15 protein-coding genes are annotated in these 13,805 nt (G+C 66.7%); 4 read left to right on the forward strand and 11 right to left on the reverse strand.

All coding sequences use genetic code 11. From position 1 onward, the window contains the following. The 6 genes from KA383_11920 to KA383_11945 form a co-directional block, all read right to left on the reverse strand. Positions 1-633, reverse strand: coding sequence for a fumarate hydratase C-terminal domain-containing protein (locus KA383_11920; protein MBP7746827.1), 633 nt, complete (start codon positions 631-633; stop codon positions 1-3). Between the two features lie 186 nt (positions 634-819). Then, positions 820-1,698, reverse strand: a complete 879-nt coding sequence (locus KA383_11925; protein MBP7746828.1) for a fumarate hydratase — start codon at positions 1,696-1,698, stop codon at positions 820-822. Between the two features lie 239 nt (positions 1,699-1,937). Next, positions 1,938-2,771, reverse strand: a complete 834-nt coding sequence (locus tag KA383_11930; GenBank protein MBP7746829.1) for a hypothetical protein — start codon at positions 2,769-2,771, stop codon at positions 1,938-1,940. A 28-nt stretch (positions 2,772-2,799) separates the two neighbouring features. After that, positions 2,800-3,198, reverse strand: coding sequence for a bifunctional nuclease family protein (locus KA383_11935; GenBank protein ID MBP7746830.1), 399 nt, complete (start codon positions 3,196-3,198; stop codon positions 2,800-2,802). Between the two features lie 476 nt (positions 3,199-3,674). Next, a complete protein-coding gene (locus KA383_11940; GenBank protein ID MBP7746831.1) occupies positions 3,675-4,148 on the reverse strand; it encodes an OB-fold domain-containing protein in 474 nt (157 codons plus the stop codon). A 146-nt stretch (positions 4,149-4,294) separates the two neighbouring features. Continuing rightward, entirely contained in the window at positions 4,295-5,665 is a 1,371-nt protein-coding gene (locus KA383_11945; GenBank protein ID MBP7746832.1) for a thiolase domain-containing protein, read from the reverse strand. Between the two features lie 280 nt (positions 5,666-5,945). On the opposite strand from KA383_11945, the gene KA383_11950 reads away from it, so the two are divergent. The 4 genes from KA383_11950 (at position 5,946) to KA383_11965 (ending at position 10,273) form a co-directional block, all read left to right on the forward strand. Continuing rightward, positions 5,946-6,521, forward strand: coding sequence for an RNA polymerase sigma factor (locus tag KA383_11950; protein ID MBP7746833.1), 576 nt, complete (start codon positions 5,946-5,948; stop codon positions 6,519-6,521). 3 nt (positions 6,522-6,524) lie between these two features. Then, entirely contained in the window at positions 6,525-7,094 is a 570-nt protein-coding gene (locus KA383_11955) for a hypothetical protein (protein MBP7746834.1), read from the forward strand. Beyond that, complete coding sequence (locus KA383_11960; protein MBP7746835.1) at positions 7,091-8,263, forward strand: hypothetical protein; 1,173 nt, start codon at positions 7,091-7,093, stop codon at positions 8,261-8,263. The genes KA383_11955 and KA383_11960 overlap by 4 nt, the downstream gene beginning before the upstream one ends. A 105-nt stretch (positions 8,264-8,368) precedes the next feature. Continuing rightward, positions 8,369-10,273, forward strand: coding sequence for a hypothetical protein (locus KA383_11965; GenBank protein MBP7746836.1), 1,905 nt, complete (start codon positions 8,369-8,371; stop codon positions 10,271-10,273). 119 nt (positions 10,274-10,392) lie between these two features. On the opposite strand, the gene KA383_11970 is transcribed toward KA383_11965, so the two are convergent. The 5 genes from KA383_11970 to KA383_11990 all read right to left on the reverse strand — a co-directional run bounded on the left by KA383_11970 (position 10,393) and on the right by KA383_11990 (position 13,796). Further along, complete coding sequence (locus KA383_11970; protein ID MBP7746837.1) at positions 10,393-11,250, reverse strand: metal ABC transporter permease; 858 nt, start codon at positions 11,248-11,250, stop codon at positions 10,393-10,395. 11 nt (positions 11,251-11,261) lie between these two features. After that, positions 11,262-12,026: an ABC transporter ATP-binding protein gene (locus KA383_11975; GenBank protein ID MBP7746838.1), complete on the reverse strand. Its 765-nt coding sequence runs from the start codon at positions 12,024-12,026 to the stop codon at positions 11,262-11,264. Between the two features lie 28 nt (positions 12,027-12,054). Next, positions 12,055-12,993 (reverse strand): zinc ABC transporter substrate-binding protein, encoded by a 939-nt coding sequence (locus tag KA383_11980; protein MBP7746839.1) that lies wholly within the window; start codon positions 12,991-12,993, stop codon positions 12,055-12,057. Between the two features lie 36 nt (positions 12,994-13,029). Next, the gene (locus tag KA383_11985; protein ID MBP7746840.1) at positions 13,030-13,320 is read right to left on the reverse strand and encodes a CopG family transcriptional regulator; all 291 of its coding nucleotides are present in this window, start codon (positions 13,318-13,320) and stop codon (positions 13,030-13,032) included. A 65-nt stretch (positions 13,321-13,385) separates the two neighbouring features. Continuing rightward, positions 13,386-13,796 (reverse strand): transcriptional repressor, encoded by a 411-nt coding sequence (locus KA383_11990; GenBank protein ID MBP7746841.1) that lies wholly within the window; start codon positions 13,794-13,796, stop codon positions 13,386-13,388. Between the last annotated feature and the right edge of the window lie 9 nt (positions 13,797-13,805).

The following is a 13,805-nucleotide window of genomic DNA, read 5'->3' on the forward strand; positions in this document are numbered from 1 at the left end:
CTACTTCGTCAGCAGCGCGCGGAGCTTTGCATCCGACTGCGCCTGCACCTGGTCGTGCAGGCTCTGCCCGTGGCTGTCCATCGTCACCACGCACGGGAAGTCCTCGACGCGAATCTGCCAGAACGCCTCCGGCACGCCGAAGTCCAGCTTGTGCACCGCGAGCACCTCTTTCACGCTCTCGGCGATGAGCGTCGCCGCCCCGCCGATCGCGTGCAGGTACACCGCCCCGAACTTCTGGCAACCCGCCAGCGTCTTCGCCCCCATTCCACCCTTGCCGATCACCGCGCGCAAGCCGAAATGCTCGATCACGTCCGCCTGGTACGGCTCTTCGCGAATGCTCGTCGTCGGACCGGCGGCGACGAATTCATACTTTTCTGGCAGACCAGAGGCCTGCCCCACCCGCCGCACGACCGGCCCGCAGTGGTAGATCACCCCGCCCGCGAGCCCCGGCTTCAGCACGTCATAGACGGCGCGCTCGCTCGGCGGGCACGGGCCGGCGATGAAGCTCTCCTTCATGTACTTATGCGCCGCGTCCCGCCCGGTGAAGATCACGCCGGACAGCAGCACCTGGTCGCCAATCTTCAAGGCGCGGATATCCTTCTCACTGATCGGAACGCTCAGCTTCGTCGCCATCGCATAGCCTCTGCATGAAACGTAACAAGGTGCGCAGGTAACAAAGTAACAACGGGGGCCCGTCTGGCCTCAACACCGTTACCTCGCCCGCAGCACGTCAGATCGCCACCAACGCTCACTTTGTTACCTTGTTACTTTGTCACCTTGTCGCTCGCGGGCGCCTTCACAGTGCGGCTGGGTCACGCCCTACGTCGGTGCTGTAATCTCCACCTTCCCGTTCCTGACGGTCATGAGCTTCCGCCGATCCGCCCAGCACATGTACGCGATCGACACGAAGAAGCTCGCCGGCAACCGATGCAACTCGGCCATTTTCACCGCCAGCACCGTCGTCTTGCCGCCGAAGCCCATCGGCCCGATGCCGAGCTCGTTGATCTCGCGCAGGAGCTGCTTTTCGAGCGCGTCAAGCTCCGGGTTCGGATTGCTGTCGCCCAGCGGGCGGAAGAGCTGCTCCTTCGCCTTGATCACCCCGGTCGCGCGGTCGCCGCCGATGCCCACGCCGAGGATGCCCGGCGCACAGCCAAAACCCTGCGCCTTGTTGGCCGCGTCGAGAACGGCTTTCCGCACGCCCTTGATGTCGCGACTGGCGGCAAACTCCGGCGACGGCACGCTGTACGTGACGCCACAGTTCTCCGACCCGCCGCCCTTGAGCATCAGCCCGATGCGCAGGTAGTCGTGCTCCCACTCGTCGAAGTGGATCGTCGGGAAATCGATGCCGACGTTGTCGCCCGAGTTCTTGCCCGACAACGCCGCGACCGCGTTCGGCCGCAGGAACGCCTGCTGCGTCGCGGCCCGCACGGCGGCTTCGATCTGCGTTCGCATGGCCCGCTGCGACCAGCCAACCGGGTACCACACGTAGAAGTTCGGCGTACCCGTATCCTGGCAGATCGGGCGACCCTTCTCACGCGACATGCGCACGTTTTCCAGGATGGTCTGCAAGGCCCCGTGCGCCGCCGATCCCGCCGCCTCGCGCCCCAGCGCCGCGGTGACTGCCTGCTCGATGTCCGGCGACAGGTCCGTGGACGTGGAGTTGATCAGCTCGATCACATGTTGGGTGATGTCTTCCATAGCCACCTCGCGCCGAGCCCGGCCCGGCCATTCGCGCCCCACCGCCCATTATCCGGCCGGCGGAATTGCGGTCAACCGCGCAATGGCGGCAGGATAGCGCTGCGGCCGGGGAGAGCAGAGCTCCGCTTCGCTGTCCTGGAGAAGAGTGAAGCTCTGCTTTGCGGTCCGCGTGCCACTGCTCTCGAGCAGTGCCGCTACGGGCCCGCCCCCGTTACGGCACCGCGCAGTGCACGCAGCTCCTAACGTGCCGCGCGCGTGCGCTGTCCCCCGGGTAGCTCCTCGCACAGCAGCGGATACACCACCTTCGCGATGAACTGCGGCGACGTGCTGTCCGCGTGCAGGCCGTAGTATCCGTACGCCGCGTACTCCGACTTGTACGGGCGGTTCCGCAGCTTGCTCCGGTACCAGTCGCGCTTCGCGTTGTCCGCCTTCGCCGGCAGCGTGAAGCCGTACAGACCGGCGGCCGAGGTCTCCCCGTCCTTCCGATCGACCGAGCCCGTGATCGGCAACCCATAGCGCAGCAGCGGATCATCCGCCGAGTAGAAGCAGTACAGATGCCCATCGATCTTCTGCATGGCCGCGCTCAGGTCGTAGTTGCGCGACAGCGCACTGCCCAGGAACACAACGGTCCCCACGCTCCGCTCTTTCGGCAACGCCTCCAGCGCCCACGTGGCGATGCCCGTCCCCGCCGACAGCGCCACGATGTTCACCCGCCGGCCCGGGTACGCATCCATGTATTCTTCGATCCGCGCGGCAAGCCGGCGGGCCTGGCCCTCGTTGCGGTCCCGGTCCACCAGGTCGCGCAGCGTGCCGCCGAGCACGGCTTGCCACGCGAACACCTCGATCGAGCCCTTGTAGCGCGCTTCGCGCAGCCCCTTCGGCACGTCCACCGTGCCCACCGCGTTGCCGATCCCGCCCGCCCCGCCGACGAAATACGTCCGCCCGTGCTCGCTGCCGCGCGTGTCCGTGCCGAGGTACGACATCCATGTGCAGCCACCCGTCGCGCCCAGGCCAACCAGCAGCCCAGCCACGCTCAGCCAGCGACCGACAGTCCCGGCACGTGTTCGCTTCACGCCACTTGTCCCGTTACACCCCGCACCGCTACTGCGACGCAGCCTCGTCGAGCACGTGGTCCTCGACGTAAATCGGCACCTCGTTGGCGACACCCAGCGCGATCGCGTCGGACGGCCGGCTGTCCACCTCGACCAGCTCGCCGCCGTGCCGGATGACCAACTTGGCGTAGAAGGTATGCTCCTGGAGATCGTTGACAACGATCTTCTCGAGCTCGCCGTCGAGCGTCTCGATCACGTTGGCCAGCAGGTCATGGGTCATGGGGCGTTGCAGTTGCACGCCCTTGACGCGCCGGTCGATCGCCAGCGCCTCGGTCAGGCCGATGACGATCTGCAGCAGCCGGGCCCCGTTCCGCTCGCGCAAGACGATGACCTGGTGGTCGTGCGATTCGGAGATCCGAATCTGCGCCAAGTCCATGCGGACTTCCATACACTCCTCGCACAAATCGGCAGCGCGAAACTAGCCCGCGCCGCACACAGTGTCAAGCCACGTCCCATCAGAAGCCGAAGCGGCGGCAACGGGTCCTTGTGCCCGCCGCCCAATCCAAGCCCGAAGCGCCAGCGAGGGCCCCCAAAGGCACGGAGGCAGAGAGGAAAAACAACGAAGCAACGACAACCGAATCCCAAGCGGCCGCGCCGGGGGCCGCGCAGCGCGCCCGCTGCTCGCCCCGGCGGGGCTCGTCCAAGAAAGAAGGGAGAAAGTGGGGCGCCCTGGGCTACGACCAAACGCCCGCTGCGCGGGCTCTGTCGCTGCGCGGCTTCTCGTCGTGCCTGCATGCCTTGGCGGGCCCTCGTTGGCGCTTCGGGCTCGAATGCCTTCGCGCTGCGCGGACCCGCTCGCTGGCGCTCGGGGCTCTGCCTCCGTCCCTGCGTGCCTGCGTGCCTCTATGCCTGCGTGGCTCCTGGTTACGCCGGCACCCAGGCCAGATCGAGAATCGTGTGCGTCGGCTTCTGCGTGTTGAAGACCGCCTTCACTTTCATCCCGAACTCCGGCTTACCATCTTTCAGCCAGCCCATCAGCTTCGTGCATACGCCGGCCAGCTCGACACTGATCAGCGGCGTGCCGGGCCCCAGGCGGAACAGCTCGCCGGGGTATGTCACCGTGGAGAACGTGTAGATGGTGCCGGTCTGCGGCGCTTCGACCCATTCCATGGCGTGCCAGCAGTCCGGGCAGTTCGTCCGCGGCGGCAGCCACAGGCGCTTCTCGCCGCACTGCGCATTCGTGCAGCGCGTCGCCAGGATCTTCTTTTCCTGCAAGCCCTTGAAGAACTTGCCCCAGCCGCCGTAGCTGTGAATGTGGTACCAGAACTTCTCGTTCTTGATCACGAGCGGCTCGTCATTGAGCACTTCCGCCGCCCGGGTAGGCCACTCAATCGCCATTGTCTTGTCCTTTCGTCCCGCAAAGATCGGTCATCAGGCAACCGGGCCACGCAGCGACCACGGGCTTCGCATCGCAGGCCCGCGCCGGTCGCACCGTGTGGCTCCACTTGTCACCTTGATACCTTGTCACCTTGTCATGCCGCCGCTTACGGCTTCTCGAGAATCGCGCAGGTCACGTGGCTGCCGGTGCCGGCGTGGCTGATCGCGCAGCCGCGCTTCGCCTTCTGCACCTGCAGGCTCTTCCAGTCCGCCGGCTTGTGCTTGCCATAGCGCGTCCACATCTGCGGATCGCCGTGGAACTGGTCGTACTTGCCCTGGAGTTGCCAGAGCAGCTCGACAATCTGGAAGATCCCGGTCGCGCCGACGGCGTGCATCGTTCCGATCAGGCCGCCGGACAGGTTCGTCGGCAGCTTGCCCTCAAAGTACGCCTCGCCGGACTCGATGAACTCGCGGCCGCGGCCGTACGGTCGCAACCCGATGTCTTCGTAGGTCTGCACGTCGCTGATGGTGAAGGCGTCGTGCGTCTCGAGGATATCGAAGTCCTGCACGGGGTCTTTGATGCCGGCCATGTTGTACGCCAGGTACGCCGCCATCCGCGCCGCCAGGAACGAGCTGAAGCCCGGCCACTCGGTGCGCTTGTGCGTGAAGTACTCCTGGTAGGTCGCCTCGGTCTCATTCGGCAGCAGCAGGATCGGCATGTGCCGCCGGTCCGCGGTGCGCAGCGTGTGCGAGCCGCCGCAGATGGCCTTGAGCTGAATCGGACGGTCGGTGAGCTTGTACGCGGTTTCCTCGTCGGCGAGCAGCAGCACCGCCGCGCCAACGCTCATCACACAGCATTCGAGGAACGTCAGCGGGTCGGAGACGATCTCGTTCTTGAGCACATCCGTGACCGTGTACTTGCCCGGGTTCTGCGCGAAGGGCGAATAGTACGCATAGAGGTGGTTCTTGCACGCGATCTTGGCCAGCGTCTCGTGTGGAACGTTGTTCTCGTACTGGTAGCGCTTCGCCATCAGCGCGTAGTACGCGGCGTACATCCAGCCCAGCTCGCTCTCGAAATCCTTGCATGCCGCGGAAGCGATGTACGAGTTGCCGACCTTCGTCGAGACCTCGTCCATCCGCTCCCACCCGACGACCGGCACGCAGTTGGCATAGCCCGACGCCACCGCCTGCGCCGCGGCCAGCACCGCCGACCCGCCGGTGGCCCCGCCGGTCTTGATCTCGACGTTGCCGAGCGGATCGAAGCCGAGGTAGTCGTGAATCTTGGCGGCCGCGAGCAGTTGATCGCCGAAGTGGTCGGCGAACTGGGAGTAGACGACCCAGTTCACCATCCGGCGATACTGCTCGGGATCAACCTTGAGGTTGTTCTCCTCAACGGCCATCCGCAGGGCCTCGGTGCACAGCTCGCAGGTGTTCTTCTCGGGGTAGCGTTTGCGGAAGTCGGTGAGGCCGCCGGCCACGATGTAAACCGGCTTCTGGAACTTCGGAATGCGCAGATTTCCGGGACCAAACTTGATCACTGCCCTGCCTCCTTCATGACGCGGATGTGCCTCGGAGCGGCATCGGCGCCCCGCCCCGCCGTGTGACTCGCCGACCGACGCCTTGCGGGTGCTGCCGCAGCCGACGATCTGCGTACAAGTGGCGGAGAGATGCCGGAGTTCCGTTTCGAGCCGGCGCTGCCCAATGCCCAGGCGCCGGATACGCACTACAACGGAACCGCGGAGACGTGTCAACCCGGGCCGCAGAATCGGCGGAAATCGTGTAAGTTTCCCGCTGGTGCCGGCTCTAATGAGGGTGGCTATGCCGGATGACCCGCGCAGCACGATGGCGGCAGCGCCCGCCGCGGACGACGTGGCCCGCGCGACCGACAATGCGCAGCGCGGACCGGTGACTTTCGCGCAACTCGTTGCGCAGCAGCAGGATCGAATCACAGCCCTGGTCTGGCGCCTGCTGGGCTGGCGGCGTGCGGACGTGCAGGACGTGGTGCAGGACGTGTTTCTGACGGCGTTCAAGAACCTGGCGAAGTTCCGCGGCCAGGCACGGCCGGCCACCTGGCTGTACCGCATCGCGGTCAATCAGTGTCGCCGGCAGCGGCGAAGGCGGTTTCTGCGGCTGCGGTTCTGGAGCGCGACCGAAGCTCTGCCGGCGCGGTCAAGCGGTCCCACGGCGGATGCCGAGATGCGCGCCCGAGTTCGCCGCAGCATCGCGGACCTGCCGCGGCACTATCGCGAGGTGATTGTGCTGCGTTATCTCGAGGGGCTGACTACGCCGGAGATCGCGGTGATCGTCGGCCGTTCGCCGAACGTGGTGGACGTGCGTTTGAACCGGGCGCGGGCCGCGTTGCGCGCGACGCTGGGCCCGCTTGTGCAGGAATGACGTATGCCTTCCGACCCATTCGAGAAACTGCTGCGTGAAACCGACAACCATGCCGGCGAACCGCCGGCGGCGCCCGCCGATCTGGCGGCGCGGGTGGTTCGGCGGGCAGAGGCCCAGCGCCGCCGGCGGCTGGCGATCGGTTCCGCCGCCGCGGCAGTGTTGCTGGCTGCGGGGCTGACGCTGCCGACGTGGCGCGGACGCGCACGCGTCACGGCGGGCCCCGTGGACACGGCCGCGCTCGCCGCGCAGGCCGCGCAGCTCCGGGCCGAGGCCGACTGGCGGAGTGCGGTCGCCCGGCGGACGCGCGAGCTGGAGGCCCGTCACGCACGGCTCGCCGCGCTGCGCGCCGTGGCGGCCCAGCCGGACCCGGTGCAGCAGTCGCGGAGTGCGGTGGAGCAAGCGGCGGGCATCATCTTCCAGCAGGGCGACCGGCTGTATCGCGATTTCAAGCTGCCGCAACAGGCGGCAGAGAGCTACCGCGAAGTGCTGCGGCTGTTCCCGACGAGCCTCTGGGCCGCACGGGCACGGGAGCGACTGACTGAAATCGAGACAAGGCAAGGAGAGATATCATGAGGCAGACTTGGCGGATCTGGGGATTGATCGGATGGCTGCTCATCTCGACGGCGGCCCGCGCGGACGAGCCGACCACGGCGCCGGCCGCGTATGAATCCGCGAGCGCGGTCGTGCGGATCACGTCCATGCACGGGTCGATGCAAACGAATCCCGACCTGGTCCAGGCGCTGCTGAGCAGCACGGCGGTGATGCAGGCTGCGGCCCGGGACATCAAAGGGCTCGCGCCCGGTTGGGAACGGTCCTATGATGTGCGCGTCTTGTCCGCGGGCCCTTCGCTGATTGAAGGCGACCGGGCGAGTTCGGCCCTCAACATCCAGATCCGCGCCTGCCACGAAGGCCGCGCGACGCGGACGGAGTGCGCGCAACAGGTACAGCAACTGCTGGTGGGGTTGACCCGGGAGCTGCAGAGGGCCATGCAGGACGCGGGAGGACGCGAGGCGCAGCGCCTGAACGACGCGGTTGCGGCGAGCGAGCAGGCAAGTGCGGAGGCGCAGCAACGTCTGAAGGACTTGCAGGCGCGCCAGCAGGAACTCCTTGAGGCGGCCGGCTGCGGGGACCTCAATCGAGAGCGCCTTGCGGAAGAGCAGACTGAGCTGGAGATACGGCTGCGTGATCTCGATCTCAGGCTGGTGTCGCAACGCGCCCGGCAGACGGCCCTGGGCGAGCAGATCGCCCGCCTGGGCAGGGAAATCGGCGAGAACGTGGAGACCAATGCCGCCGTGACGGAGCTCACCAAGGTTGCGCAACTCCGCGAGAGCGCCCTCGCGCGGATACGGGAGCAGCATGAGGCGGGGCGGGTCGCGCAGCAGGAAGTTCTCGAGCAGGAGGAGCTGCTCGCCCGGGCGCGGGCCGAACTGGCCCAGCAGCGCCAGGCGGCAGCCCAGGCCGCGGGCGGCGCACTCGTCGCGGACCTCAACCGGAGCCTGCTGCAGCAGTCCGTGGATTTGGCTGAGACGGAAGCCGAGCGCGGGGCGGTGGCGCAGCTCCTGGCCGAGATGCGCGAGCGCAAGCTGCTCGACCTGGCGGACCAGTACGAGCGCGACGTGCGGATGATCCTCCCGACGGCCCGCGCCGCGGTCGAAGATGCCGGCCGCCAACTCCTCCGCGCGGTGAACGATCGCAACCGTTATCAGCCACCGCAGGTCGTCGTGCTGGGCCAAGGCCAGTGACGGCACGCGGCCGCCAGGCAATTGCCGGATCGGCGCTTGAATCGCCAGCCTGAATTCGCGACACTGGAGTTGAATCATCCACCCGTTTTGGAGGGTGCAAGCCCCATGGATTCGACTACAGCGACGCGATCTTCGAACACCATGTCCATCCTGGCCAGCCTGCTCGCGATCTGCCTCACCGCTTGCGCTCCCGCGCGGGCCCAGGTGGCCTTGTTCACCGATGACTTCGACGCGGGCAATTCCGCCGGCAACTGGGTGCTCTTCACCCACGCCGGCGACTACACGGCCGACTTCGCCTTCGACTACAGCACGCGCGGCATCCCCCCGGCACCGAACTCCGCCGGCGGCACGACGATCGGCCTGCACTTCACCGTCAACAACAACGACGCCACGCCGGCCGCGGATGCTGTCAGCGCCTACCCCATCGGCGTCGTGCTCGCCGGGAGCCGCGTGCTGAAGTTCGACATGTGGATGAACTACAACGGCGGCGCCGGCGGCGGCACCGGCTCCACGGAGTTCGCCACGTTCGGGATCGACCACGCCGGCACGCAGGTCGTCTGGGCGAACAACGCCAACAGCGACGGCTTCTGGTTCGCATGCAGCGGCGAGGGCGGCGACGCGGACGATTACCGCGCCTACCGCAACGCGTCGCTGTTCGCGGTGACCCCCGGCGGCTACGCGGCCGGCAGCCGCAACCACACGGCCGCGTTCTACCAGACGCTGTTCCCCAGCCCGACGTACGAGACGGCCGGCGCACCCGGCAAGCACTGGGTGGAGGTCGAGATCAGCCAGCGCGCCGGGGCCATCGAGTGGCGCCTGAACGGCATGCTCGTCGCGTTCCGCTACGACACGACGCTCACGACCGGCAATCTCATGCTCGGCTACATGGACACGTATGCCTCCATCGCCAATCCGGCGGCGGACAACTTCGTGATTTTCGACAATGTCCGCGTCGAGGGGCCCGACTGCAACGAGAACAATACGCCGGATGACATCGACCTGAGCAGCGGCACGAGCCTGGACTGCAATGCCGACGGCCGACCCGATGAATGCGAGACGATCCCATTCGGCGATTTCGACGTCGATGGCGACGTGGATTTCGACGACTTTGCGATCGATGCGGACTGTCTCGGCGGGCCGGGAGTCCCGCCGATCCCGAACGCACCGAACTGCATGTCGGCGTGCCTGGCCGCGTTTGACTTCGACAGCGATCAGAGCATCGACCTGCGCGATTTCGCGGCGTTTCAGCCGGAAGCCACGCTCGGCGCCATCCCGCCGCGTGCGACCGGCGCACCGCTCGGCAGCCAGTTCATGGCCGAAGCCGCCACGCTCACGCAGACGGCCCGCGAGGTGCGCGTGCAGGATGAAATCACCGGCGGCAACATCCCCGGCTTCCTGCGCACGTTCGTCCCGGTAAACGTCAGCGCGGTCATTGGCGGCAACACCGTCAACGCGACGTTCTACGTCATGCCCGATTACCTGTGTATCGGCCGCGACGACGACTTCGCGCGCATCCCGATGACGCCGCTCATCGCGCAGCCGATCGCGGACGCGTTCGAGTGTCTCCTGCCGACGCGCAAGATGGTCAATGCCATCTACTCCGCGGCCACCGTCAAGCTCGCCCCCGTGCCGATCAGTCCGGCGACGGTTGACATCATGCTCGCGACCACGTTCTACCGGCACCATCAGATCATCGAGGACCAGCGGGCCGGTCAGCCGCTGGGCCTGCTCGTCGGCGGCATCAAGAAGGACGTGGTGATCACACCGCTGCTCGCCAGCAATCCGGGCAAGGTCGCGATCTACGGCTGGCACCAGCTCAACGGCGTGCCGATCCAGCCGTTGTATCTCGGGCACGTGGACTGGTACGTCGACTACAGCCACGGCATCCGGCTCGTGAGCCAGACGATGATCGTCAACGGCGTCGAGACCACGGTCGCCGCCGTGCTGGCGGACCCCAACCTGTGCGTACTACTGAGTGACGAGGGCGTGGTCACGAATCCGAGCTACTAGGCCGGGATTGCGCGGTCTGGCGCAGCCAGGCCGTGGCGCATTGACAAAGTGATGACGTGATAAGGTGATAAGGGAGGCAACGCCTTCTTCGTCGCTTCTGTTAGTGGGCAGTGCCCGCCCTATAGATTCGCGTGCGCCCTTCGCAGCCGCAGCACCTGCGCCCCCAGCACAAACAGGATGTAGACCACTCCGGCGAGCAGAATCGTCGTGGCGCCCGCCGGCAGATCCGGCGAGTAGCTCAGCGCCAGGCCGCTGGTCGTGAACAGGGCGCTGAGCACCGCCGACGCCACCATGAGCTGCCAGAGCGTCTTGCAGAAGTGCCCGGCGATCGCGACCGGCAGCGTGAGCAGCGCGATCACCATCACGATGCCGACCACGCTGACCAGCAGCACGACCGTGAGCGCGGTCAGGCACAACAGCAGGATGTAATAGAACTCCACGCGAATGCCGCGCAGCCGCGCGAATTCCTCGTCAAAGCACACGGCGAGGAACGGGTGATAGAAGACCAGGCCAATGCCGACGATCAGCACATCCAGCGCGGCCAGCAGCCACAGCTCGCCGCGACTGACCATCAGCACGTTGCCGAACAGGTAGTTCATCAGGTCGATCTGGTAGCCGGGCGTGCGCGCGATGAACAGCACGCCGATGGCCATGCCGATCGCCCACAGCGCCCCGATCACCGTGTCCTCGCGCTGCCGGCCGCGCAGGCTGACGACGCCGATGATGACCGCCGCCAGCAGCGCCGCCGCGACGGCCCCCATCAGCGGATGCAGCCACGTCCAGCCATACACCACGGAGCAGTACCGTGCCGCGCCGAGCCCGCCCAGCACGCAGTGCGCGATCCCGCCCGCCAGATACGTGATGCGGCGCACGACGACGTAGCTGCCGATCACGCCGCAGGCCACGCTGGCCAGCAGCCCGGTCAGCAAGGCGACCTGCAGAAACCCGTATTCATGCACGGCCCGGACGAATTCCATCGACCGCCACCCTAATGCGAGTGCGGGTGCGAGTGTCTGTGCTGCACCATGCGCACGTCATGCCCATACAGCTCACGAATCGAATCGCCCGTGATCTCACTGGCGGAATGCACGAGCACCGTGCGGTTCACGCACACCACGCTCTTCACGTGCTGCGTCACGAAGCCGACGTCGTGCGAAACCAGCACGATGGTCAGGCGCCGATTCAGCTCGTGCAGCAGCTCGTGCATCTCGTCCTGCACCAGCGGGTCAAGGTTCGCGGTCGGCTCGTCCATGAGCAGCAGCTCCGGCTCGCTGACGAGCGCCCGCGCGATGAGCACGCGCTGCCGCTGTCCGCCCGACAGTGCCGCAAACGGTCGCATCGCCAGCGGCGCCAGCCCGACCTCCGCCAGCGCTTCACGTGCCTTGGCCTTGTCCAACCAATCCAGCGGTCCCCAACGCCCCCCGCGCAGCCGCCCCATGAGCACCACGTCCTGCGCCCGCACCGGAAACTGCGGGTCGAGCTGCGCGTGCTGCGGCATGTAGCCGATGCGCTGCCGCGCCTCGACCGGCGTCTGCCCGAAGACGCGCACCGTGCCGCGCGTCGGCGTCAACAGCCCGAGGATCAACCGCAGCAGCGTCGTCTTGCCGCCACCATTGGGGCCGACCATGCATACGTAATCCCCCCGCGCGATCGTGAAATTGACATCCTCCAGCACCGGCGTCTGCGGGTACGCGAAGGACAGGTCCCGCAGCTCAACGATCGTCTCCGGCAAATCGACGCCCGGCTCACTCATGCTCGTTCACCGCGATTCGCACCGGGCCCTAGCCCGGACGCTTTTCCAGCCCGGTTTTGATCTGCGCGGCCATCGCCTCCAGGTTCTTCAGATAGTCGCGCGCCAGGTCGTCCATCGGCACGACCGCCCCGCCGATCGCGTTGGCCACCGCCTCGGCCGATTTCCGGCCGAACTGGGGCTGCACGAAGATGACGCGCACCCCGGCCGACCTGGCCCGCGTGATCAGCTCCGCGAGCTGCCGCGCCGTCGGCTCCTTGCCCTCGATCTCGACCGGCACCTGCTTCAGCCCATAGGCGTCCGTGAAGTAGCCGAACGCCGGGTGATACACGAAGACCTCCCGCCCCTTCAGCGGCGCCAGGGCTTCCGTGATGCGGGCGTGCACGCGGTCCAGGTCGGCGTGGAACGCGGCAAGGTTGGCACGAAACTGCTCGGCGTGCGACGGGTCGAACTCCGTCAGCGCAGCACAGATTGTCTGGGCCTGCGTTTTCACGAACAGCGGATTCAGCCAGATGTGCGGGTCGGGCCGACCGGTCGGAGCGTGATCGGCGTGCTTGTGATCCGCGTCGTGATGGTGGTCATGACCGTGCTCGTGCGCCGCCTCCGCCTCGGCCTCCGTCGCCGTCATGCTCCTCAGCGGCACGCCGGCTCGTGTGTCCACGACCTTCAGGTCGTTAAACATCTGCCGGATGCGTGGCAGCAATGCCTCCTCGAAGTCGATGCCGACCGTGAAATACACCCGGGCGCGCGACAGGCCCTCGAGCTGTTTCGGCGTCGGCTCGAACGCGTGGGGCGATTGCCCCGGCCCGACCAGCACCTCGACGTTGACATGCTCGCCACCGACGCGCTCCACGAAGTACGCCTGCGGCAGAATGCTCACCGCGACGCTCAGACGTCCGGCGGACGGCTGTTGCGCACGCGCGAACGCTACGGTGCTGATCAGCACGACGGAAATTACCAGCCTCTGCATAAGCAACCTCTACCCGACGTGTTCAGGCCCCGACCATTACGACTCCGCGTGTCCATGCGGCCCCTCATCCTGCGCGCAGACCAGGTGCACCTCGTGGCAGTCGCCGCACTCACGCAGGGGGTGCGCCAGCGCGAACGTCTCCCAGTGTTTCTTCTGGTTGGGCGTGAGCACGCCGGTGCCACCACACAGCGGACAGTGGTTGTCGAGCGCCTGGAGGATGGCCGCCCGGATGAACTCGGAGCGGTTCGGGATACTCCGCAGCGCCTCCAGCAGTGAACTGTCGGCCTTGAACGTGACGACACTCTCTTTCTGCCTCGCACTACCCACGCGCGCACCTCAAACCGGCGGCATTGCCACTAACCCTGATTGTATTACCGTGTATTACAGGTGTGTCAAGCGTCGGCGGTCGGCTGGGACGACGAGCGCTTCGCGCCCCGCGCGCAGTCGGCACACTGCCCGCTGAGGACCAGATCGCGGCTATCGAGCACAAAGCCTTTGGGGGCAAGGCCTGAGAGCAGCTCATCCCGGACCGGCAGTTCAAACAGCCGCCCGCAGTCACGGCAATGGAAGTGATGATGGTTCGGCTTGCCGGCGAGCTCGTAGCGCGGCGGCTCGCCAGGGAGACTTACACTCGTGATCCAACCTTCTTCCAGTAATAGCTTTATGGTTCTGTAGACGGTGGCAACCCCCAGCCCCGGCGTCTGCCCAACCGCACCGTCCAGAATCTCCTGGATGTCCAGCGGGCGATCCGCGTTGGCGATCGCATCCCGAATCGCTCTGCGCTGGTTCGTGTTACGCCTGATCGCCAAGGG

The sequence above is a fragment of the Phycisphaerae bacterium genome (genome assembly GCA_017999985.1).
Classification (GTDB): domain Bacteria; phylum Planctomycetota; class Phycisphaerae; order UBA1845; family Fen-1342; genus JAGNKU01.